The following is a 19,996-nucleotide window of genomic DNA, read 5'->3' on the forward strand; positions in this document are numbered from 1 at the left end:
GATGTCCACGTGGTTGAAAAAGTGAGTCGGCGGTGACTAGAAATCGGTACTGATGACTTCGTGTGCCGCGCGTGTCCCAAGAGCTCCCCACACTCCAAAGGGGCTGGCTGAGCCCGGGGCTAGGAAACCACTGCCATAGCGAACTTGAGCGCTGTTGGAGTCGCCGGCGTCAATCGATTCGGTGATGAATTTGATCGCTCCGTCGCACATCAGCACGTGAACACCGCCTTGGTGACGACTGCTCGGCATGACGTCCCCTTCACGTTCTTGACTACCATTGCCCGAAAAGCAGAGTTCAGTGTTGGGTGCCAAAATCGTAAACACACCGGTATAAAGCGGGCGAGCCAACGCCCACTTATAACCGCGTCGTTGCTCGGCCGTGCCGATGAACGGCGCGGTGGTCAACCAAAATTGCGGGCGTTCTGAATTGACGTATTGGCGGCACGACAACGCGTTGCCGGCGCGCCAGACTTCTGCCGATGTGTGCACTCCGTGAGACCGTTTGTCGAAATCGCCGAGGTCGGTGATGATTTCGCCCATGCAGATCGTGTTGGACGTGCCGTCGAGAATACTGTTGAAGCTCGTTTGCGTTCGCGGTACGAAGGCACCTCGACAAGCGCTTTCCTGGTAGACGCGGAGCCCTCGTGAGCCACCAAAGTCAGTGGTATCGCCAACATCGCCCAGCGTTCCGGAGTCGCCCAGACAGGCGGCATAGTTGGTGCGGCCGTGAGCAGGAAGGCCCTCGCCGGGGTCACTGGGGCAGCGGTAGCTGGGGATATTAGTCAGCCAGGGCGCGTAGGGCGTGACGGTGTTGTCCGCCAATTGTCGATTGGGCCACGGCCCCATCGCTTGGAAACCAGTCACTGTCGGATTGCTGATCACCTGCCACAATGCTTGCTGCTCGATGAAAGGCAAAATCCCGACTAAGCACATCTGGGTAAGTATTTCGGTATAACTGGCAAGCTTTTTGCACCCATGTTGAGTTGGGAATCCTTTCTGATTTGCTAGCAAATGCTCGATGGTCGAGATTATGCGAAGCATCATGTTTCTCCCTGTTTCACGAACCGGGAGATTCAAATGGCACGCCCCTCTACAAAATTCGCACAAATTGGCTCAGTCGAGCAAAAACAGCAACTGACGGAAATGTGGAAAAGTCATCATTGCCACTATACGCGAGTTCGTGCGCACGCAATCTTACTCAGCGACCAACAGTACGAAATAAGTTCCCTTGTCGATATCTTTGGCGTGGATCGAGATTCGGTATCCAGTTGGATTGACAGATTTTCAGAAGGCGGCCCCGACGCACTTGAAGACTCCGAGCATCCCGGTGCGCCGCCGATACTCAACGCCTCAGAGCAGCAAACTCTCCGGCGACTACTTCGAAAATACCCGAATCGACCAGCCAAGGTGCTGAAAGAGCTGAAAGAAAAAACCGGCAAGGAAATCAAGCGACCCACTCTGCGAGAATACGCGAGGCGGTTTCGGCTGAGTTGGAAACGTTATCGTCGAAGTTTGCGGCAAAAACGGGATGAAAAGAAATTTCAATTGGCCAAGGAAGAGCTAGCCGAGTTTCTCGAAGAACCGGATTTGAACGTTGTTTACTTTGACGAGGCGGGTTTCTCGCTCAAAGGAGTTGTTCCCTACGGATGGCAACCGATCGGTCGACGCTACGAAATACCCGTAACCGGGGCACACGGCAGCAACGTTCAAGCGATTGGGTTTCAGGGTCAAGACGGTGAAACCCACACCTATCTCCACAAAGGCTACGTGAACAGCGAAATGGTGATTGCAATTTTCGATGATTATTGCCAAACAATCGACGGTCCAACTGTTGTGGTCCTTGACAATGCCTCAGTCCACACGAGCGGAGCATTTCAAACTCGCATGGAAGACTGGGCAGAGAAAGGACTCTACATCTACCATCTGCCGCCATACAGTCCAGAGCTGAATGCAATTGAAATGCTTTGGAAAAAACTCAAGTACCAACTGCTCCCCGCTGGCGCCTGGGAGCGCTTCAGTACACTGCTAAACACACTTACGAAAACACTCAATGAGTTTGGAGAAGTGTCGTATATGCCTACGCTTTTTAATTATGCCGAATAAATTCACCCGACGTGCTTAACATCGACAGATCGCTACGGTTTCCGCCGGGAGGCTGAATCCCGTTGTCAGCAGGAAAGTCGGTGTAGGTGCCCGAACCATGCTTGGGCAGTTTGTTGTAAGTAGCGTGGTAGTTATGAATACCCAAGCCAATCTGCTTGAAATTATTGCTGCAGCTCATTCGTCGCGCTGCCTCACGGGCCGCTTGGACAGCCGGCAATAACAAACCTACCAATACGCCGATGATGGCAATCACCACCAGCAATTCAACCAGCGTAAAACCGGTACGTTTTATCCGGGATTTCATCGAAAAATACCTTAACAAACAAGAGAAAAGAAAGACGCCGAACGTCTGAGTGACGCCGGAAAGATTCATGGCCGCTGGACACATCGAGCCGATAGCGTCTGGCGAAATTCGGTGCCTTCGAAGGGCAACGCAGCACATCCTGATGGGTCACCCCGTGATTCAAGCCATTTATCGCCGGCACCCGACGGTTCATGCCGTACCGCGAAAGACAGCGGTACAGAGTGCTCTCCGAGCATACTGGAATGGTGATTTACTTACTGTTTCGTGGATCTGCTGGGGCCGCCTCGGTTTGGACTTCTTTTAACTCAGGATGAGCGTCGAGATATTGGGAGAGCTCGTCACCTGTTGTCGCTTCGGGCTTCGTCGAACCACCGCAGCCGACGCAAGAAATCATGAACAGGCAGGCAAGGAGCGGCAGCTGATAAAGGGTGTGGAAACTCATTCTTGGAATTATCCATTGACGGAAAGGGAGACTGAAAAATCAACCGATGACGAGTTGTCGTCAAATGCGGCTGCCAGGGCAATCGGTGTTATGGCAGACAAACTATACTTATAAGAGTATAATGAAACCTTACACTGGGTCCAGTGATTACTTTCTCGCTTCTTCCGCAAAATCGGTGGTTCGAGACGAAGTGTCAGCGGGTGCTCGTACGAACGCAGACAAAGGGTTCGTTCAGTCACCCCCCAGGTTCACTGCACAAGCTCGGCGCCGAAGGTGCGTTAAACCTCGGTCAAAACGGACTCTTTCAAGAGAGGCTCGTTTTCACACGGTATTCATGCTAAGCGTCAGCGAGCCCAATCGCCCACGTCGAATGCAAGGTCGCCACGTTCTGGCGAACGTAGCTACGCGGCCGATTGATTCGCGGCCGGTAACTCAAGAATACGCAGAAAGTCGCGTTTCCGATCAAACGGTCAGTCGATCTCGCTGCTTTCCTCGGGTTTCACGAATCGATCCTTCAGTTCCTGGAGCTTTTCAACGGACCAGTCCTTCGGGTGGGTGACGGCGACCCAGGCATCGATGTAGCTCGAAGGGGCGTAGTTGTGTCCGTAACCGGTCGGGACGCTGGTCGCCATCGGTAAATCGAATGCGACTTGGAGGAACGTGACGATCGGATACCAGCGGAGTGCCGGAGAGACGTCCGGGCCACGCGGGTTGGACAGCCACGCGGGCTGGTGCCACGCCAGTGAGGGCGAAAACCAAACCATCGGGTCGCTGGCGTGCTGAATGTACACATAGCGGATCGGCCCCCACGGCTTGCCACTATCGAGCGAATTTTTTCGTCCTGTGAAACGAATCATCGACTCATTTCGAAACGTCGGTAACCAGACCGGTGTTCCAGGGTTGCGTGAAGAGACAATCGATGCCCACTGGCGGCTGGGGAAGGGGGGACCGCTGAGTACGGCGCCAGCAATGGGATCCTGGAATGTCTCCATCAAGTCAGCCGAGTCCTCGCAGCCGTACGACCCGAGGCTCAGACCGAAGAGAAATAGTTCCGGTCGAGAATCTTTGGGCAGCGTCGTCCAATACGCATAGACTTCATCAAATAAGGCCGACGCTGATCGTTTCGAACGCGACGGATCGACGAGAATCGTGATCCAACTCGGCAAATAGGAATACTGCATGCTGACAATGGCCGTGTCACCATGGTGCAGATATTCAATCGTGTCGACGGCACCTTGGTCGAGCCAACCCGTTCCCGTTGGCGTGGCGACGACGAGTATCTTTCGTTCAAACCCGCCAGCGCGTTTGAGCTCCTCGAGTGCGAGTGCAGCCCGTGATTGATCGTCCTCGCCAGCATTCATGCCAACGTAAACGCGAATCGGTTGTTTCGGCTCCGCGGCAGTCGACTCGTCGCTATTGAAATCGGCGAGGTCATCGAGTGTGGGTCCACCCATGATGAAGTTCTTGCCTTGGCGACCGATCAAGTCCCAATCGACAAGCGACTCGTCACTCCCACACGCCGACGGGCGAGTCGGTTGAGCGATACCGTCATCGATCAATTTGTCGGCGTTTAAGAAAAAGCGATCGGCAGCACTCAGCAATCCACGCGCGACCACACCGTTTCCAACGAAGACCGCCACCAAAAAAATGAGCAGCGTGCTGAGAGAAATAGCGATCCGGCGGGGCAGATATCGCTCCAGACGGTGTGAAACCTTCATGCCCGCAAAAATCATCGTGCGTGCGAGAGCGACCAGAACGCATGCGACACAAAGGGCGATCAAGAAAAACCAGACCAGCTCTGCGGACTCGAGGGGAGGTAGTTCCATCAACTCGCGAATGGAGTTCTGCCATTCTGTCGCCCGCCATGTGAAGGTGACGAACACCACCGCAACGGCGGCAACGGCAAGCAGTTTCAAACGACGGGCGATTGCACGCCGTGGACGAGGCAGTTCAAGAAAAATCCAGAACCACACCCCACCAATACCGACCACATACCCGATTGCCAGCGCGAAGCCCGACAAGATGCCCTGCACAATATACGGCCGTGGCAACAACGAGGGCGTGACCGAACCGCAGCAGAACAACGTTGCGAAGATGAGTCCGACGAACGAAAATGAGCCCCAATAGGTCCATATTCGGGCATGCATGCAACGGGTGAGGCGGGAGATCATACTGGCGGAATATCCCCCGACTCCTCGTTCGTTGGAACTACCGAGAGCCACCGGTCAGCTGCTCGGTAACGGCTTCGATCGGGATCGGGATACCACGCAAGCAGCCTTCGAGGACAAGATTCTCGCCCACGACGCCTTGGAAGCGGGCGACGATCATACGGCCGCGACGCGCCTTTTCCAGACGCACCATCACGATCAATCGATCCCCGGGAACGACCACACCGCGAAAGCGCACTTCATCGACACCGCCGAAACCGACCATCGCGGCTCCGAGCAGATCGTGTTTTTGCGTGTAGTAGCTCGACAGTTGGGCAACCGCTTCAAGCATCATCACCCCCGGCATGAGCGGCATGCCGGGCATATGGCCCCGCACCCAGAACTCCTGGTCGGTGATCTGTTTGTAGGCTGCGCAGGAATGTGTCTCGAGATCCTCGTGTAGGATCGCGGTCAACTGTTCCATTTCGTGCCGCTGCGGATTGAGCTTTCGAATCGCTTCGATATCAGCAATGGGATTGTCGAAATCGAGCAGACTCGGCTCAATGATGAAAGGACTTTTCACCATAGAACTAGGTCTTGATCTTCCTGCGTCGGGCTTTGCGAGCTTTGGCGTTAGCGGGACGCCGCCCGTGGTTCGCTTTCTTCAGTTTATGGTGTGGTTTGGCCACGACAAATTACCTGGTGAGAGTGAACGGAACTCTTGGGGAGGTCCGCTACGTGGAGGGTGCATAGCAAAACTCTGGACGAGTTTCGCAACATCAATGTTGGATTCGGAAGCTTTGCGACAAGAAACGTCGTTTAACGCTCGCGATACACGATTCGACCCTTGGTGAGATCATAGGGTGACAACTCAACTCGGACTTTATCGCCAGGGACAATCCGAATGAAGTGCTTTCGCATCCGGCCAGCGACATGCGCGAGCACATCGTTGCCGGTTTCGAGTTGGACGCGAAATCGGGTATTGGCGAGTGCCTGGGTTACAGTCCCTTCTACTTCGAACGCTTCTTCTTTTTTGCTCAAAACGAACGCCTTGTTATCGTTTACTAAACTGGACGCCGCGACGAGCACCACGAAGACCCGGTTTCTTCCGTTCCTTCATGCGAGAATCTCGCGTCAGGAAACTGCCTTCTCGCATCGAGTCATGCAGTGCTTCGTCGTGGGAGCACAACGCACGGGCAACGCCCATGCGGATGGCACCACTCTGGCCGCTCATGCCGCCGCCTGAAACACGTACAAGCACGTCGATCTGATCGGCCAATCCAGCCGCTTCGATCGTTTCGAGAATGTCACGTTGGTGTTGATCGTTGACGAAAAACTCATTCAATGGTTTGCCATTGACGACAATATTGCCGCTGCCCGATCGAACTCGGACTCGTGCAACACTGCTTTTGCGACGACCCGTACCGAGTGCGTCGCCGTTGATCTTGTCTTTTTTTACTGCAATCATGGATTCGACACTCAGTACCTAATTGTTAACTTTTTTACTCTGACGAACCAATTCGGTTGGCTGCTGAGCGGTGTGCGGATGATCGGGACCGGCATAGATTTTGAGTTTAGCCAGCATTTGTCGCGCTAAGCGGTTTTTGGGCAACATACGGCGAACCGCGTGCAGCAGCAAGTCTTCGGGTTTGCGTTCCTGGCGATCTTGATAGCTCTCCAGCCGCAGGCCGGGGTATCCGGTGTACCAGGTGTAGTGACGAGCCTGCATTTTGTTGCCGGTCATCGCAATTTTTTCAACGTTGGTCACGATGACAAAGTCACCACAATCGACGTGCGGTGTATATTCGGGGCGGTGTTTGCCCATCAAAATGACGGCAATGTCGCTGGCCAAACGTCCGAGCACTTCGTCGCTTGCATCGACGATGTGCCATTGTTTCTGGACTTCGCCAGGTTTGGCCATGTAGGTTCGCTGAACAGCCACGGTGGGAACTTTTCTCGGGGAGGCATCAAAAATTTGAATCGCACAGCGTACCCGACGTACCGCTACCATGACAAGGGCTCCGACGCGGTCGCGCCGAAGGTTTTTTTCAAACCGCCGAGATTGTAGGGGTTTTTAGCCCATTTCGATGGCAAAACCGTCGCGATACGGACGGCTGAGCATGGCGTTGGCCTCGTCATCACCAACGATTTGCTCGATCGAGTCGTCCCATTTCAGCTCGCGGCCGAGTCGCGCACAGATTCCCGCGAGATGGCAGACGTTGAGCATCTCCATGTGAGAGTGCACGTCTGAAATCGGCATGACCTTGTTTTCGGAGCAATAGAGGAAGTTCGCCCAGTGCTGTTTCCGCTCGTTAAACTCCATCGGCATGTTTCGATATACCTTGGCAATCGCATCATCGGGCAAGGGATGGTTGGCCAGATCTTCGACGGGTTGACCCTGCAACGCACCGCGGCTGACAAAAATGCGGCCCTTGTCGCCGGTAATCAACACGCCGTTGCGGGTGTCATTGCGGATAATCATCTCGGTATCGCCGGGATACTGGACGTTGAACTGGAACGAGGTGGCCGTGTTGTAGCGGTCATCTTGCAGCGGCACGCCGTGCTGGTACTCGACGGGATGTTTGGCGGTGCCACTGATCGACGTCGGTCCCTCGGTCTGGCCGTTGAGTTTCAGTGCCCAATTGCAGATGTCGACGTGGTGGGCGCCCCAATCGGTGAGTTTGCCACCGGAGTATTCGTACCACCAGCGAAACTCGTAGTGGCAATTGGTAAAGGTTTTTTTGTCCTTTCGCAAATGCCGATAGTCGACTGCGGGTGCCGGTCCCAACCAACGATCCCAATCCAGATTGTTGGGGACTTCGGCGACCGGGATCGAGGGACTCGTCGGCGCGCCACCAATGGCGGCTTGGACCTGCTGGATTTTGCCGAGTCGGCCCTCATTGACGATCGCCAACGCTTTGACGAATAACGGGAAGGTGCTCCGCTGCTGCGTACCGACCTGCACGATGCGTCCGGTTTGTTTCTGCACTTTGCGAATCAATTTGCCTTCGTCGATCGTCAGCGTCATCGGCTTTTCGCAATACACGTCCTTGCCGGCGAGCATGGCTTCGACCAACGGCTTGGTGTGCCAGTGATCAGGCGTGGCGATGTGCAGGACATCGATGTCATCCCGATCGAGCATGGGCCGATAGTCGTTATACACGTCCGCCTTGCCGTCGCTGAACTTTTGATTGAAGGCGTCCGCCCGACCCGAGTCGACGTCCGCGATCGCGACCACATCGAGCCACTGGCGCGCGGCATTGAGATTTCCCGTCGCCATCCCCCCAGCACCGATGACTCCGATCGTCCGGCGATCGTTCTTGCTCTTGGTTTCATCGGCCAGGGTGCGTGGGCTCCATGCAAAATAAGGCGTGGCCACTGCCGCACCGGCGGCGACCTGGAGCACGCTCCGGCGGCGCACCTCGCTATTCGTGGGGGTTGAAGACGAAGCGGACACAGGGGGTATCGATGTTTTTTTCTGCGCAGTCATGGTGCAAGCCAGTGGGAGAATAGTGACAGAAGGACGCAACCTCAGACATTGTAACCATGGCAACGTGTCAATGGTACGCCTAGCCATGGTAGCCAGGCGGCTCCGTCCGCCTGAGCTGGTAGGCGCCCCGTCGCTCGCGCCCCGACGGAGCCGTCGGTCGAAAAAACATTCGCTTTTGCCTTGTCTCGCCGACCTGTTAGAATAGCGACTCCCGCCTCCCCACTCCCCTCTCCACCACTGCGTTCTTCATGTATCTCAAAATGGCTCGCCGGTTCGCGGTCGAAACCGACAAACGGCTGTTGGCCAAAGCCGTCTGGATGCTCGGTGTGAAGGGTTTGCGCAGCATCCACCGACACAAGCGGCGACTGAAGAAGGGCGAATTTTTCCCGCCGTTTCTGTACATGTCCGTCATCAATAGCTGCAATCTGCGCTGCCAAGGCTGTTGGGTCGACGTCGCGGCGAAGCAGAGCAAGATCGAACTGGATGCCGCCAGCAAGACGATTCGGGAAGCCAAAGCGATGGGTAATAGCTTTTTTGGCATCCTGGGCGGCGAACCGTTCATGCACAAAGACCTGATGACACTTTTTGAAACCCATCCGGACGTGTACTTCCAAGTCTTCACGAACGGGCATTTCATCACCGACGAAGTCGCCGCTCGACTTCGCAAGTGCGGCAACGTCACGCCGCTGATCAGTGTCGAAGGCAGTGAGATCATCAGTGACACACGGCGCGGCCGCGATGGCGTGCTCAATCAAACGATGGAGGGTATCGAAGCGGCTATTCGGAATAAATTGCTCGTTGGTGTCTGCACGAGCGTCTGTAAATCCAATATCGACGATCTGGTCTCCGATCGCTGGGTCGATCGCTTGATCGAAATGGGCGTGATGTATTGCTGGTTCCATATTTACCGCCCCGTCGGTCCCGAACCGAATCCGCAACTGGCACTCTCCAGTGAAGAACAGCGACGGGTGCGACAATTCGTTGTCGACACGCGGGCGACCAAGCCGATCGTGGTCATCGACGCTTATCATGATGACGCGGGCAACGCATTATGTCCCGCCGTGACCGGATTCACACACCACATCGGTCCCTGGGGCGATATCGAACCATGCCCGGTCATCCAGCTGGCGACCGAATCGATTCACGATGATCGGCCGCTCGCCGAAACGTTCAATAACTCCGAGTTTTTGCGAGACTTCCGAGAAATCACGGCGGGCACCACGCGTGGCTGTGTGATCATGGAACGCCCCGACCTGCTGGTCGAACTCGCCAACAAACACGGTGCTCGCGACACGACCGCCCGGGGCGCCGTGATGGAGGAGCTGAAGGCGATTTCCCCGCGCCGCAGCCAATACCAACCGGGCGATGAAATTCCCGAACGCAGCTTGGTCTATCGCTGGGCCAAGAAATACGCCTTCAACGATTTCGGTGCCTACGGCCGGCATTTCGATGCGGCCCGTTACCAAGACCCCGATCGGAAAACGTCGACGCCTGCAAATTCCGAATCACCGGAGGTGGTGTCGATCGGTCTACCAAAGTAGGTCGATTTCAATTTTCGCATTTGCGATGCTTCTCACATGAGAGGCAGTGGGTCTTTGCCGTGGTCAGACCCCAGCCACATTCACGACGACCCGGCCGCGGATCTTACCGGCGAGAATCTCGTCGATCTTGGGCGACAGGTCGTCCAAACCCACTTCGGTGGCCATGGCATCGAGGTCGCTGATTTTCCAGGGGCCGGCCAGTCGCTCCCAGATTTTCAAACGCTCGCCCATCGGGCACAGCGCCGAGGTGATCCCGGCCAACCGCACGCCACGAAGGATGAAGGGGAACACGCTCATCGCCAAGTCGCTGCTGCCGACCATCCCACACGCCGACACACAGCCGTTGACGTCGACCGATTTCAGCAATGAGACCAGCGTCGGACCGCCCACCGTATCGACGCCGCCACTGAACCGCGCCGACAACAGCGGACGCTGTGATGCGGTGTCCAGCTCATCGCGGGAAACGATCTCACTCGCACCGAGGCTCCGCAGCCACGCATCAGCATCGGGCTTGCCCGTCATCGCGGTGACCCGATATCCGAGCTGGCCGAGCAGTTTCACCGCCAACGAACCAACACCACCGGTGGCCCCCGTGACGAGCACGGGTTTCTCGCCGGGAGTGACCTCATTGCGGACCAACTCGCGAACGCACTGGGCAGCGGTAAATCCAGCCGTGCCGATGATCATGGCTTCGCGTAGCGACAGAGGATCGGGGAGCGGCACAACCCATGCTTCCGGAACGCAAATCCGCTCGGCCCAGCCACCCCAGTGTCTCCCGCCGAGATCGTAGCCCGTCACGAGCACTTTCGTGCCCGCGGGAAAGCGATCTGTACCGGTTTCAACGACACCTGCCGCATCAATCCCGGGAACGTGAGGCAGTTTCGGGGCAACGCCAGGATTGCCCGTCGCCGCCAGTGCGTCTTTGTAGTTCAAGCTGGACCACTGCACCGCGATGGTAACATCGCCGCCGGGCAGGTCCGTGCTGGGTCGCTTGGTGACTTGACGCGAGACAGCATCGTCGTCTCGAGTGACATACATGCAGCGAAAGTTTGGCGTCATGGTGGTTGGGGGCCCAGGGACAGTTGGATTTGAAATCGCAAAGCGATGACAGGAGATAGCCCTGGCCACCCGTCCGGGGACGCGGGCAATCAACCAATTGAAATCGCGAAGACCAGTTCCCCGGACTTGCGCCCGGGGCTGATGCTGTCCTAACCGGCCGCCAGTTCGATGGCTTCGGCAACGGTTTTCTTCCCTGCAGGGCGATGGTTTTTGAAGGGACCGTCTGAGCCACCCTTGGGCCACGTCACCGGGTCGGCGTACTGACCGTCGTCTTTGAACTCCTTCTGCAAGCGGACAATCTCAGTCTTCAGCTCGTTGAACTTCGCTGCGATCTCCGGCTTACTGGCTTCCTCGGCCGAGAACAGCAGGTTGTGTTGCTCGCTGGGGTCGTTGACCAAATCGAACATCTCGTAGGCGTCCATCTTCCAGTAATAAATCAGTTTGTGCGTCTTCGTTCGTACGCCCAGATGGGCCGCTGTGTTGTGGTGGCCGGGGTCATGGTAGTAACGGTAATAAACCGTCTCACGCCAATCCGAAGGCGATTCGCCGCGTAGCAGCGGGGCGAGCGAGCGGCCTTGCATGAACTCCGGGACGGGGAGACCGGCGAGATCGAGGAAGGTGGGGGCCAAGTCGATGTTCGCGACGAACTGATCGGGCGTGCTGTTGGCATCGATGCCAGGACCGCAGGCGAGCAAGGGCACCCGCAGGCCCGGTTCGTACATGAACCGTTTGTCATAGAGTCCGAGTTCGCCCAAGTACCAGCCGTTGTCGGCGCAGTAGATGACAATCGTGTTCTCGGCCAAACCCGATGTATCGAGGTAGTCGAGGACTTTGCCAACCCCGTCATCGACGCCTTGCACACAGGCGAGGTAGTCCTGCAGGTAGCGTTGGTATTTCCATTTCGTCAATTCATCACCGGTGAGTTTTTCGCCATCGATCGTCAACTCCTTGGGTTTGACGTTCAGCCATTGATTGCCCTCCCGGCCTTTCAGTTCGGTTGGCGGCAGGAGCTTCAGGTCGCGGCGAGTCAGGTCGTGGGCAACGGTTTGCTGATTCTCGGGGAGTGCGGCGGGGCGGGTCGCGTAGTCATCCCACAGCGTCTCGGGTTCTGGGAATTTTTTGTCCTTGAATTTCGCTTGGTTACGCAGGTCGGGCTGCCAATTCCGGTGCGGGGCCTTTTGATGCAGCATCAAGAAAAAGGGCTTGTCTTGCGGACGCGTTTTCAGGAACTCGATGCCCAGGTCCGTGGTGATATCGGTACAGTGCCCCTCGATCGTCAATTGCTTGCCATCGACGAGAAATTGGGGGTTCCAGTAAGCACCCTGGCCGGGGAGTACGATCCAACGATCGAAGCCGACAGGGTCCGAGCCGAGGTGCCACTTGCCGATCACGCCCGTGTGGTATCCGCCCGCCTGCAGGTGCTTTGCGACCGTGTCGCGGGAGGAGTCAAATTGATTGAACACCGGCACCCCATTGAGATGCGAGTACTGGCCCGTCAGCAGAGTCGCCCGGCTCGGCGTGCAGATCGAATTGGTGACAAATGAGTTGGTGAAGCGTGCCCCACGCTCGGCAATGCGATCGATATTGGGTGTCTGGTTCACCTTCGAACCGTATGCCGAAATCGCTTGCTCGGCGTGATCGTCTGAAAAGATGAATATGATGTTGGGCCGATCGGCAGCCGCGATGGTTGCTACGCAAGTTGCCAGCAACAGCGAGGTGACTATTCGTGGTATCGTCATGAATTGGCAATCCAAGGAGGGAAGCGGGAAGGAGTTGCACCGTATGCGTGACAGTGTACTGCAGTCCCACCCAACAAGCCAACTTTTGATCGCTGAGGGATTGCGATAGACTCGCTTCTAGCGAGATTTGCCCGGTCCGGTGCCGCCGCCTTTCGGCGGGCCAACAACTTACTCACCACATGCAACGAGAAGAGCTAAAAAATGAGATTGAAAAACTGGTTCGCCCCATCGATCGCCGTTCTGAGTCTGGTGTTCTCTGGAGCTGCTCAGGCTGAGAAGCCAACCGTTGAAACGGTACTCAAAGGTTTGCAGAACCCCTCGAGTGTCAGTTTCAACCAGGCGGGCGAATTGACGCTGTGCGATTCGCGTGGCAGCGTCATGGTGCTGCCCCTGGGCACGCTGCGTGAAAAAACGCCCATCGATTACATCCGAGGATTCGATACGGAATTCTGGAAGAGTGATGACACCGGAAAGAAGTGGTACGGCGTCGGTCCGCTGTCGGCGGTTTGGATTGGTAAGACCCTCGTCGTGACGGACTCGGGCAAGCTTGACGGCGAAGAAACGTTGTTGATGTTCGACGGACCGGGCGAAGCTTCGTCGGGCGTGGCCACCAACTCGGTCGGTCCGACGACTGACGATGAAGCGGACAAGGGCGAAGGCAATCTAACGGGCCTGAGTGTCTCCGAAGACGGCAAAGAAGTGTTCGTCTGCGGGCAGGGATTCGACGGAAAAACATGGGTGTTGTCAGCCAATCCTGCCACCAAAAAACTCGTGCCGCTGTTGTCCGCCGATGACAATGGAATCGAAACGAATTCGCCCATGCAAACGGTCGTGGGCCCCGATAACACGCTCTACGTACTCTACTCCGGCAAGGGCGGCGAAGCCGACGGATTGATTGTTCAGTGGGACTTGAAGACCAAGAAACCGGTCGCTCAGTGGAAACTCGCCGATTTGATCAACCCCATGGGCATGGCCCACATCGAAGGCAATAAGTTCGCAGTCGTTGAAAACAACTGGTCACTGACGAGCGTCAACGAGGGCCGCGTGGTTACCGTCGAACTCGGCGATGACGGCAAAGTTGACGTGACCGAGAGCGGCATCAAGCTCAAGGGCCCCGTGTCCTGTGCGTTCGGTCCCGACAATCGGCTGTACGTCACGCAACTCGGCGACACGTTCGATGCCGCCGATGGCAGCGTGGTCGCGATCAAAGGTTTGAAATAAACCCGATCGAGTGTCACCGTAGCTTGGGACCATTGTCCCGAGCGAGCAGGTCATCGTAGCTTGGGACCATTGTCCCGAGCGAGCATGTCATCGTAGCTTGGGACCCCTTGTCCCGAGCGAGCAGGTCACCAACCGTTTCATGCAATGGCCCCTCGGACGGGACAATGGTCCCATCCTACGGGCCTGGCTCATGCGCCGGGCACACTGACGCTAGGATGCATCCCGCATGTCACCGGAGTTTTTTATCGCCCGGAGGACGCGGCTGCCGAGGTGGACAGCGACGGCCGTGCCCAGGATACCGGGTATGGAGACGCCCTGGATGCGGGGCGGTACATTGCTGCTCCAAAGTTGGGTGGACCCGACGAATGTTGCCGCGGCCAGGATCCCCATCACCAATCGGTTGACGATGGTGCCAAGATTTCGATGGTCCAGATGGACGTCAAAACTACCTTGCCGGAGACGGCTGAGGATGTCAGCGGTGTCGCCAGGCAGCGTTTGGATCAGATGCGTCCAACTTCGATTCGTGGCGACAATGTGCCGCCACCATCGCTGGGGTGACAGGCGACTCTTGACCGCCTCGATGCGATAGGGCTCGAGCAATTCCTCCAGACTGAATTGCGGGCTGAGTTGGGTAGCGGTGCCCTTGAGCATCGCCACCATTTTCAGCAGCAGCGTGACGTCGGGCGGTAACACGATGTGGTATTCGCGAATGATCGTCGTGAAATCATCGATCACCGAGGAGGTGTCAATCTTATCGATCGAGCGGGAACCGTAATTGTCGAGGAACTGTTCCATGTCGCGTAACAGAGCCCGCCGGTCGAGATCCGCAGGCGGCTGGCCGATGTTCACGACCGCGTCGACCATCCGTTGGGGATCCCGCTCCACCGCCGCAATCAAGACATCTTCGATTTGCTCGCGCATCTCGCCGCCGAGCCGACCGACCATCCCGCAGTCCAGCACGCCGATGATCGATCCATCCAACACCATCAGATTTCCGGGGTGTGGATCGGCGTGATAGAAACCATGGCGGAACACCATCTGCAGAAACAGATTCGCTCCCCGGGATGCCAAATCGGCTAGATCGTAACCGGCCGCGATGAGCTCATCGCGGTGAGACACGCTGATTCCGTCCAGCTTCGCCATCGTCATGACGCGGCGTGACGACTCTTGTTCGTAGGGCAGCGGGAAGGTTACCGTGGGATCGTCCTTGAAATCATGTCGAAATCGTTGGAGACTACGCTGCTCGGTACTGAAATCCAGTTCGCTTTCGAGGGTTTTGCAAAACTGTTTCGCCGTGGCGGTGGGTTGATACTGAGCCAGGTACGCGGAGTTGGATTCAGCCACTCTCGCCAATTCGACCAGGATTTCCAAGTCGTTGCGGATTCGTTTTTCGATGCCGGCGTGCTGGACCTTGACGACGACGATGGTCCCGTCATGCAGTTCGGCATCATGAACTTGCCCAATCGAAGCGGACGCGAACGCTTCTGCATTGAAACGTCGAAAGATCTCCGAGGGGGGTTTGCCCAGCTCCTGAGTGATCATCTCGATCACCGTTTCAGGTGAGTCCGGTGGCGTGTTGGACTGTAATTTGGCCAGTTCGGCCGCCAGTTCCGGGCCGACCAGATCGGCTCGCGTGCTGAGCATCTGACCGAGTTTGATATAGGTCGTACCGAGTTCGAGCAGTGCCATCCGGATGCGGACGGGCCGTTCGAGCCCACTGATCTGGTCGCCATCGGTGGTGCGAAGCAGCCGCTGAATCCAATCCGCCGGCGCGTTGCTCAGCCACGGAGCGAGTCCGTAGCGAAGCAGGATGGAGACGACTTCGTTGAGTCGTTCGGCATTCCGCACGATTTGTGGCAGTGTGGATGAATCGATCATGAGCCGTCCTAATGCACGGAGCAGGGCAGAGAGTGAAGTTGCCTATTTCAATTGTCGACTATTTCGCTTCCTTGACAGCTTCGACTACTTTTTGCAGACCACTCTTCATTTCCTCGGCAGCCAATGTCAACGCTGCCAACACACCACCGGCCGATTCGGAGGCCGCGCTGCGGACGGGTTCGTATTGATCTGCCAGCTTGCTGATTTGATCGGACAAGCGATCGAATTCTTGCTTGGCTTCCATCTCGGCCAAATTCATGCGAACGCGAAGATGGTCGCGTTGTTGTTTGAGTCCGATGATCAGGTCATTCAAGTTATCGTGTTCAGTCGCCATTTCTGCTCTCTGTGGAAGTGTTCTCGGAAAAACATCGCCCTCGCAAAGGAACGAGCGGAAAATAAGTGGCCGAACGCTCCGCGGTCGGAATGGTCGACCGCGGAGCGTTCGACCATAACTTCAGACAGTAATTTTCCGCTCGTTCCTGACTTCGGGGCCGGAGTGGTGGGGCCCCGAGTCGGTCACGAATGACCCGCAAAGCGTGAATATCATCCATATCTAGCCATGAGGCAAGTCAGCCACTCAGCAAGACGCCTCGGAGCAGGGGCGTCGCAATTGTGATTGATGAGTATTTCCCTTAGCCTTGCAGCTCTCCATCGATTGACTAGTGACACCTATAAACGGAGCCAACGAAATGAAGAATGTTAGCGTGAGGACTCAGTGCCTGTGGATGATGGCTGTTGTGATCGGCAGTGGTCTGTTCTCCCTATCGGCCCCGGCAGCTGACCAAGGTGAGTCCCAGGCGCCCGAGTATACCGCTCACACAACGATCAATCCCAGCATTCCGCTGGACCAGTTGAAGGTGATGCTCAAACCGCTGACGAAGTCGGAGCTGCAGGTCGAGTCGGACGCTTGGTTCAAGTTGCTACGTGCGAAGGCACGCGAAATTTCGGCCGTCCGAATGGGTGTCAAGAAGGCCATTGAAGCGGTGAACTCCGATGACGATCAGGCGGCGAAGAATTCATTGGAGGTCGCCGAATCGATTACCAAAACGGGCACCGACGAAGCCCAGGCGGAAGAACAGGAGGTGACCGCAACCGCCCAGAAAAATCTGGGACTCAGCGAAGAGGCTATGAAGGCTGCGGCCGATGCGGCTGCGGAGGCCGATGCGGACAAAACCGATGCGGATGACGCCGGTAGCCAGGACGCCAGCGAGAAGGGGGCCACTGAAAACGATTCGGATGCCGATGCTGCGGCCGACAGCCAACCCTCGACGGCTCAATCGGCCACCGAACTCAAACGAAATATGCTGACGAACGTCAATAAATTGCAGGATCAGCGAACGGCGCTGAGTGATCGCTTGGGAGCGGTACTCGATTCGCTCGAAGCCAAAGGTGGCGATGTGAAGGAATATCGCTTGTATTCCGCCAGGGTCTCCGGCATCGAACTGGATACGTCCGATGCCGCTGCGGCTTGGGCGGGGATCGTCGGGTGGCTGGCCTCCAAAGAAGGCGGTCAGCGCTTGGGGTGGAACCTCGGTCGCTTTCTGCTGACCCTGTTTATCACCTACTTGATTGCCAAATTGATTGCCGGAATCGTCAACTGGTTGCTCGATCGCCGGCTCAAACTCAGCCAGCTCGCCGAACGATTGATCGCCAGCATGATCAAGAACATCGTCATGTTGGTTGGATTCGCCATCGCCCTGACTGCTTTGGAAGTCGATATCACGCCGGTTTTGGCGGCGATCGGGGCCACAGGTTTGGTCGTCGGATTGGCCCTGCAGGGCACGCTCAGCAATTTTGCTAGCGGGTTGATGATCCTCATCAATCGCCCCTTCGACGTCGGCAACGTGGTCAATGCCGGTGGCATTACCGGGACCATTGCCCAAATGAATCTGGTCTCGACCACCTTTCGCACCTTCGACAACCAGACCATTCATGTTCCTAATAACGAAATTTGGAACAATGTGATCACCAACATCACCGCCAACCCGACCCGCCGCGTCGATATGGAGTTTGGCATTGGCTACGACGATGATTTTGAGCAGGCCGAGAGCCTCATCAAGGACATCCTCGCGGCCAACGATCTCGTCCTCCGCGACCCCAAACCAGTCGTCGTGACTCACGAGCTGGCTGATTCCTCTGTCAACATCGTTTGCCGCCCCTGGGCCAAAACCGGTGACTGGTGGCAAGTCAAAACGGAGGTTACCCGGGAAGTCAAACGTAAATTCGATCAAACCGGTATCTCGTTCCCTTATCCACAACAAGACGTGCACTACTACGGCTCGGCGCCCACGCCGAGTGCAGACACCACCCGATGATCCGAATGCCGTAAGGCATCGGGTCCCGCACTAAGCGTCCTATCGCCGACCGCAGAGCGTTCAGCCACATTGGACACTGTTTCAGATGATCCGAATGCCGTAAGGCATCGGGAAACACAATGCGCCCGGTCACGAGCCGGATCCGCCAAACCGTTGAGCATACTGCATCTTTGGATTGTGCAAATTTCCTTCCATCCTCGATGCCAATCGAGGCTGTTTCTCAAACGATCCGATCGCCTCGCTCCCCTGAGTGTGGGGATCGCGATATCAGGCAAGATTGGGCCATCGTCCCGAACAGGACGGTAACTCTCTGCTCGGGGCCGTCAGTCTCCGGTGGCAGCGTTTTACCGAATCAAAGCCCGAGTTAGCAGCGGTGCCGATTCAGCACTTGGGCTCACAGCAGCGGTGCGAAGGTCGATTCAAACGACAGCCAGCAACCTTCAACAAGCGGCGTTTTTCTTCTTGCGTCGACGCAAGCAAACGGCAATCACGCCCACCGCGCAGGCAACCATTGTCGAGGGCTCGGGGACCGCGGCGCCGTTGCCCGCGATAAATGAACTGACGCCATTGAAATTCACAATCGGTACACCTCCCCCAAAATTCCAAGCCAAAGGACCGCTATATTGATTGGTCGCGGTCGAGGGAAGTAAGATTGGATTGAGAGGCGAGATTGTGTCGACGGTAACGAGCGGCCCGTTCGAATTCCACGCGCCCGAAATTGCTCCGATGCCGAAATTAGAAGGATTGACGAGCGTAATGAGCTGCTGGTCAGGGAGAATCCTTGCAAGCCTGATGCCGGTGACATTCGTTGACAGAGCATTGGTAACTCCCGTCGAAACCGGGATCGCACTGAGGTCCGTCAAGGTCAGTCGGGCCTGTCCACCGCCGAATCCGCCTGCTTCAGCGGCTGGGAGTTGATCCACCGCCGAACTGTCGATCGAAAAATTGATCGTGTAGTCCAAATTGCCGAAGTAGTTCCCACCAATCGTGGCCGACGCCTGTCCCGTAAAAACGTAGGTGACGAGCGAGGCGGACGCTGGAACCCATCCGGCAGCCAACGATAAAATGACTGCCGCAGTGGCGATTCGGATGTTCATTGTCGATTCGACGTGAGAAGAGAAACTTGAAGTTGGGTCTGGTAGGATAGGTAGTATATGCTGCGGTTGATGAGTGTCCATGAAAGATGTGGGGTGAAGTCATTAGGGCGTTCCTGTTCCCCGTATGGGATGGTTCTGAATGAATCGAACGCTTTGCAATGGGGCTTCGCATTTCGAACCGGACACTTCGTATAGGGAACGGTCGCTAATCGATCGAAATGACTCAAGTGATGCTGAATCAGAGTCCGAAGGAGAATATTCGTGCGAGATTCGTTGGCACGCTGGCGTGATGGGAAACTTTTAAGAAATTTGCACCGATTGGAGCCTTAAGAGGCTTTGACAAACCGTCAAAACTTCCTAAACTTCGACCCCTCTGGTTTCAACGCCAGAAACGCACGGGCGTGTAGCTCAGTTGGTTAGAGCGCGTCGCTGATAACGACGAGGTCCCAGATTCGAGTTCTGGCACGCCCATTGAAGAAGTGTTACGTTATCATTGTTCCAGTTCATTTGTTCTGGACGCTTGAGGTTTCAAATCTTCATCCATACCTCGGGGGTATAGCTCAGTTGGGAGAGCGCCTGCTTTGCAAGCAGGATGTCGTCGGTTCAAGTCCGTCTACCTCCACTTTGGCCAATTTGCGATTCGTCGCAAGTTGGCTTTTT

18 protein-coding genes, 2 tRNA genes and 1 pseudogene are annotated in these 19,996 nt (G+C 56.3%); 6 read left to right on the forward strand and 15 right to left on the reverse strand.

Annotation, left to right across the window (positions count from 1 at the left end):
* Positions 1-36: 36 nt before the first annotated feature.
* A complete protein-coding gene (locus SH410x_RS28940; RefSeq protein ID WP_473673162.1) occupies positions 37-1,041 on the reverse strand; it encodes a DUF1559 family PulG-like putative transporter in 1,005 nt (334 codons plus the stop codon).
* Between SH410x_RS28940 and SH410x_RS28945 the strand changes: the two genes are divergently transcribed.
* Positions 1,012-2,103, forward strand: coding sequence for an IS630 family transposase (locus tag SH410x_RS28945; RefSeq protein WP_473668492.1), 1,092 nt, complete (start codon positions 1,012-1,014; stop codon positions 2,101-2,103). The genes SH410x_RS28940 and SH410x_RS28945 overlap by 30 nt on opposite strands.
* Positions 2,104-2,179: 76 nt before the next feature.
* On the opposite strand, the pseudogene SH410x_RS28950 reads toward SH410x_RS28945, so the two are convergent.
* From SH410x_RS28950 to SH410x_RS28990, 9 genes and pseudogenes are all read right to left on the reverse strand, one after another.
* Positions 2,180-2,407 (reverse strand): annotated as a pseudogene (locus SH410x_RS28950) (pilus assembly FimT family protein); the annotation flags it as partial.
* 250 nt (positions 2,408-2,657) lie between these two features.
* Positions 2,658-2,849: a hypothetical protein gene (locus SH410x_RS28955; RefSeq protein ID WP_473673164.1), complete on the reverse strand. Its 192-nt coding sequence runs from the start codon at positions 2,847-2,849 to the stop codon at positions 2,658-2,660.
* A gap of 470 nt (positions 2,850-3,319) precedes the next feature.
* Positions 3,320-5,020 carry an alpha/beta hydrolase gene (locus tag SH410x_RS28960; protein ID WP_473673166.1) on the reverse strand — a complete coding sequence of 567 codons (1,701 nt, stop codon included), beginning with the start codon at positions 5,018-5,020 and terminating at the stop codon, positions 3,320-3,322.
* A gap of 37 nt (positions 5,021-5,057) precedes the next feature.
* Positions 5,058-5,582: a 3-hydroxyacyl-ACP dehydratase FabZ family protein gene (locus tag SH410x_RS28965; RefSeq protein WP_473673168.1), complete on the reverse strand. Its 525-nt coding sequence runs from the start codon at positions 5,580-5,582 to the stop codon at positions 5,058-5,060.
* Between the two features lie 4 nt (positions 5,583-5,586).
* Positions 5,587-5,685 carry a 50S ribosomal protein bL37 gene (locus SH410x_RS28970; RefSeq protein WP_473673170.1) on the reverse strand — a complete coding sequence of 33 codons (99 nt, stop codon included), beginning with the start codon at positions 5,683-5,685 and terminating at the stop codon, positions 5,587-5,589.
* A 130-nt stretch (positions 5,686-5,815) separates the two neighbouring features.
* Entirely contained in the window at positions 5,816-6,037 is a 222-nt protein-coding gene (gene infA, locus SH410x_RS28975) for a translation initiation factor IF-1 (RefSeq protein ID WP_008681989.1), read from the reverse strand.
* 13 nt (positions 6,038-6,050) lie between these two features.
* The gene (gene rpsI, locus SH410x_RS28980) at positions 6,051-6,464 is read right to left on the reverse strand and encodes a 30S ribosomal protein S9 (protein ID WP_473673172.1); all 414 of its coding nucleotides are present in this window, start codon (positions 6,462-6,464) and stop codon (positions 6,051-6,053) included.
* An 18-nt stretch (positions 6,465-6,482) separates the two neighbouring features.
* Positions 6,483-6,938, reverse strand: coding sequence for a 50S ribosomal protein L13 (gene rplM / locus SH410x_RS28985; RefSeq protein WP_473673174.1), 456 nt, complete (start codon positions 6,936-6,938; stop codon positions 6,483-6,485).
* Between the two features lie 132 nt (positions 6,939-7,070).
* Positions 7,071-8,486 carry a Gfo/Idh/MocA family protein gene (locus tag SH410x_RS28990; RefSeq protein ID WP_473673176.1) on the reverse strand — a complete coding sequence of 472 codons (1,416 nt, stop codon included), beginning with the start codon at positions 8,484-8,486 and terminating at the stop codon, positions 7,071-7,073.
* A gap of 260 nt (positions 8,487-8,746) precedes the next feature.
* Between SH410x_RS28990 and SH410x_RS28995 the strand changes: the two genes are divergently transcribed.
* On the forward strand, positions 8,747-10,027 hold the full coding sequence (locus SH410x_RS28995; RefSeq protein WP_473677433.1) for a radical SAM protein: 1,281 nt from the start codon (positions 8,747-8,749) through the stop codon (positions 10,025-10,027).
* A gap of 63 nt (positions 10,028-10,090) precedes the next feature.
* On the opposite strand, the gene SH410x_RS29000 is transcribed toward SH410x_RS28995, so the two are convergent.
* Positions 10,091-11,086: a YhdH/YhfP family quinone oxidoreductase gene (locus tag SH410x_RS29000; protein WP_473673178.1), complete on the reverse strand. Its 996-nt coding sequence runs from the start codon at positions 11,084-11,086 to the stop codon at positions 10,091-10,093.
* 149 nt (positions 11,087-11,235) lie between these two features.
* Entirely contained in the window at positions 11,236-12,825 is a 1,590-nt protein-coding gene (locus tag SH410x_RS29005; RefSeq protein WP_473673180.1) for a sulfatase family protein, read from the reverse strand.
* A gap of 201 nt (positions 12,826-13,026) precedes the next feature.
* On the opposite strand from SH410x_RS29005, the gene SH410x_RS29010 reads away from it, so the two are divergent.
* Positions 13,027-14,046 (forward strand): NHL repeat-containing protein, encoded by a 1,020-nt coding sequence (locus SH410x_RS29010; protein ID WP_473673182.1) that lies wholly within the window; start codon positions 13,027-13,029, stop codon positions 14,044-14,046.
* Positions 14,047-14,256: 210 nt separating this feature from the next.
* On the opposite strand, the gene SH410x_RS29015 is transcribed toward SH410x_RS29010, so the two are convergent.
* Together SH410x_RS29015 and SH410x_RS29020 are read right to left on the reverse strand one after the other, a co-directional pair.
* Positions 14,257-15,924 (reverse strand): ABC1 kinase family protein, encoded by a 1,668-nt coding sequence (locus SH410x_RS29015; RefSeq protein ID WP_473673183.1) that lies wholly within the window; start codon positions 15,922-15,924, stop codon positions 14,257-14,259.
* A 58-nt stretch (positions 15,925-15,982) separates the two neighbouring features.
* Positions 15,983-16,258, reverse strand: a complete 276-nt coding sequence (locus SH410x_RS29020; RefSeq protein ID WP_473673184.1) for a hypothetical protein — start codon at positions 16,256-16,258, stop codon at positions 15,983-15,985.
* 355 nt (positions 16,259-16,613) lie between these two features.
* Between SH410x_RS29020 and SH410x_RS29025 the strand changes: the two genes are divergently transcribed.
* Positions 16,614-18,239 (forward strand): mechanosensitive ion channel family protein, encoded by a 1,626-nt coding sequence (locus tag SH410x_RS29025; protein ID WP_473673186.1) that lies wholly within the window; start codon positions 16,614-16,616, stop codon positions 18,237-18,239.
* A gap of 440 nt (positions 18,240-18,679) precedes the next feature.
* Here the strand turns inward: SH410x_RS29025 and SH410x_RS29030 are convergent, their stop codons facing one another.
* Complete coding sequence (locus SH410x_RS29030) at positions 18,680-19,336, reverse strand: PEP-CTERM sorting domain-containing protein (RefSeq protein ID WP_473673188.1); 657 nt, start codon at positions 19,334-19,336, stop codon at positions 18,680-18,682.
* A gap of 397 nt (positions 19,337-19,733) precedes the next feature.
* Between SH410x_RS29030 and SH410x_RS29035 the strand changes: the two genes are divergently transcribed.
* Positions 19,734-19,807, forward strand: a tRNA-Ile gene (locus tag SH410x_RS29035).
* Positions 19,808-19,885: 78 nt separating this feature from the next.
* Positions 19,886-19,958, forward strand: a tRNA-Ala gene (locus tag SH410x_RS29040).
* Positions 19,959-19,996: the final 38 nt, after the last annotated feature.

The sequence above is a fragment of the Rhodopirellula sp. SH410 genome (genome assembly GCF_055811895.1).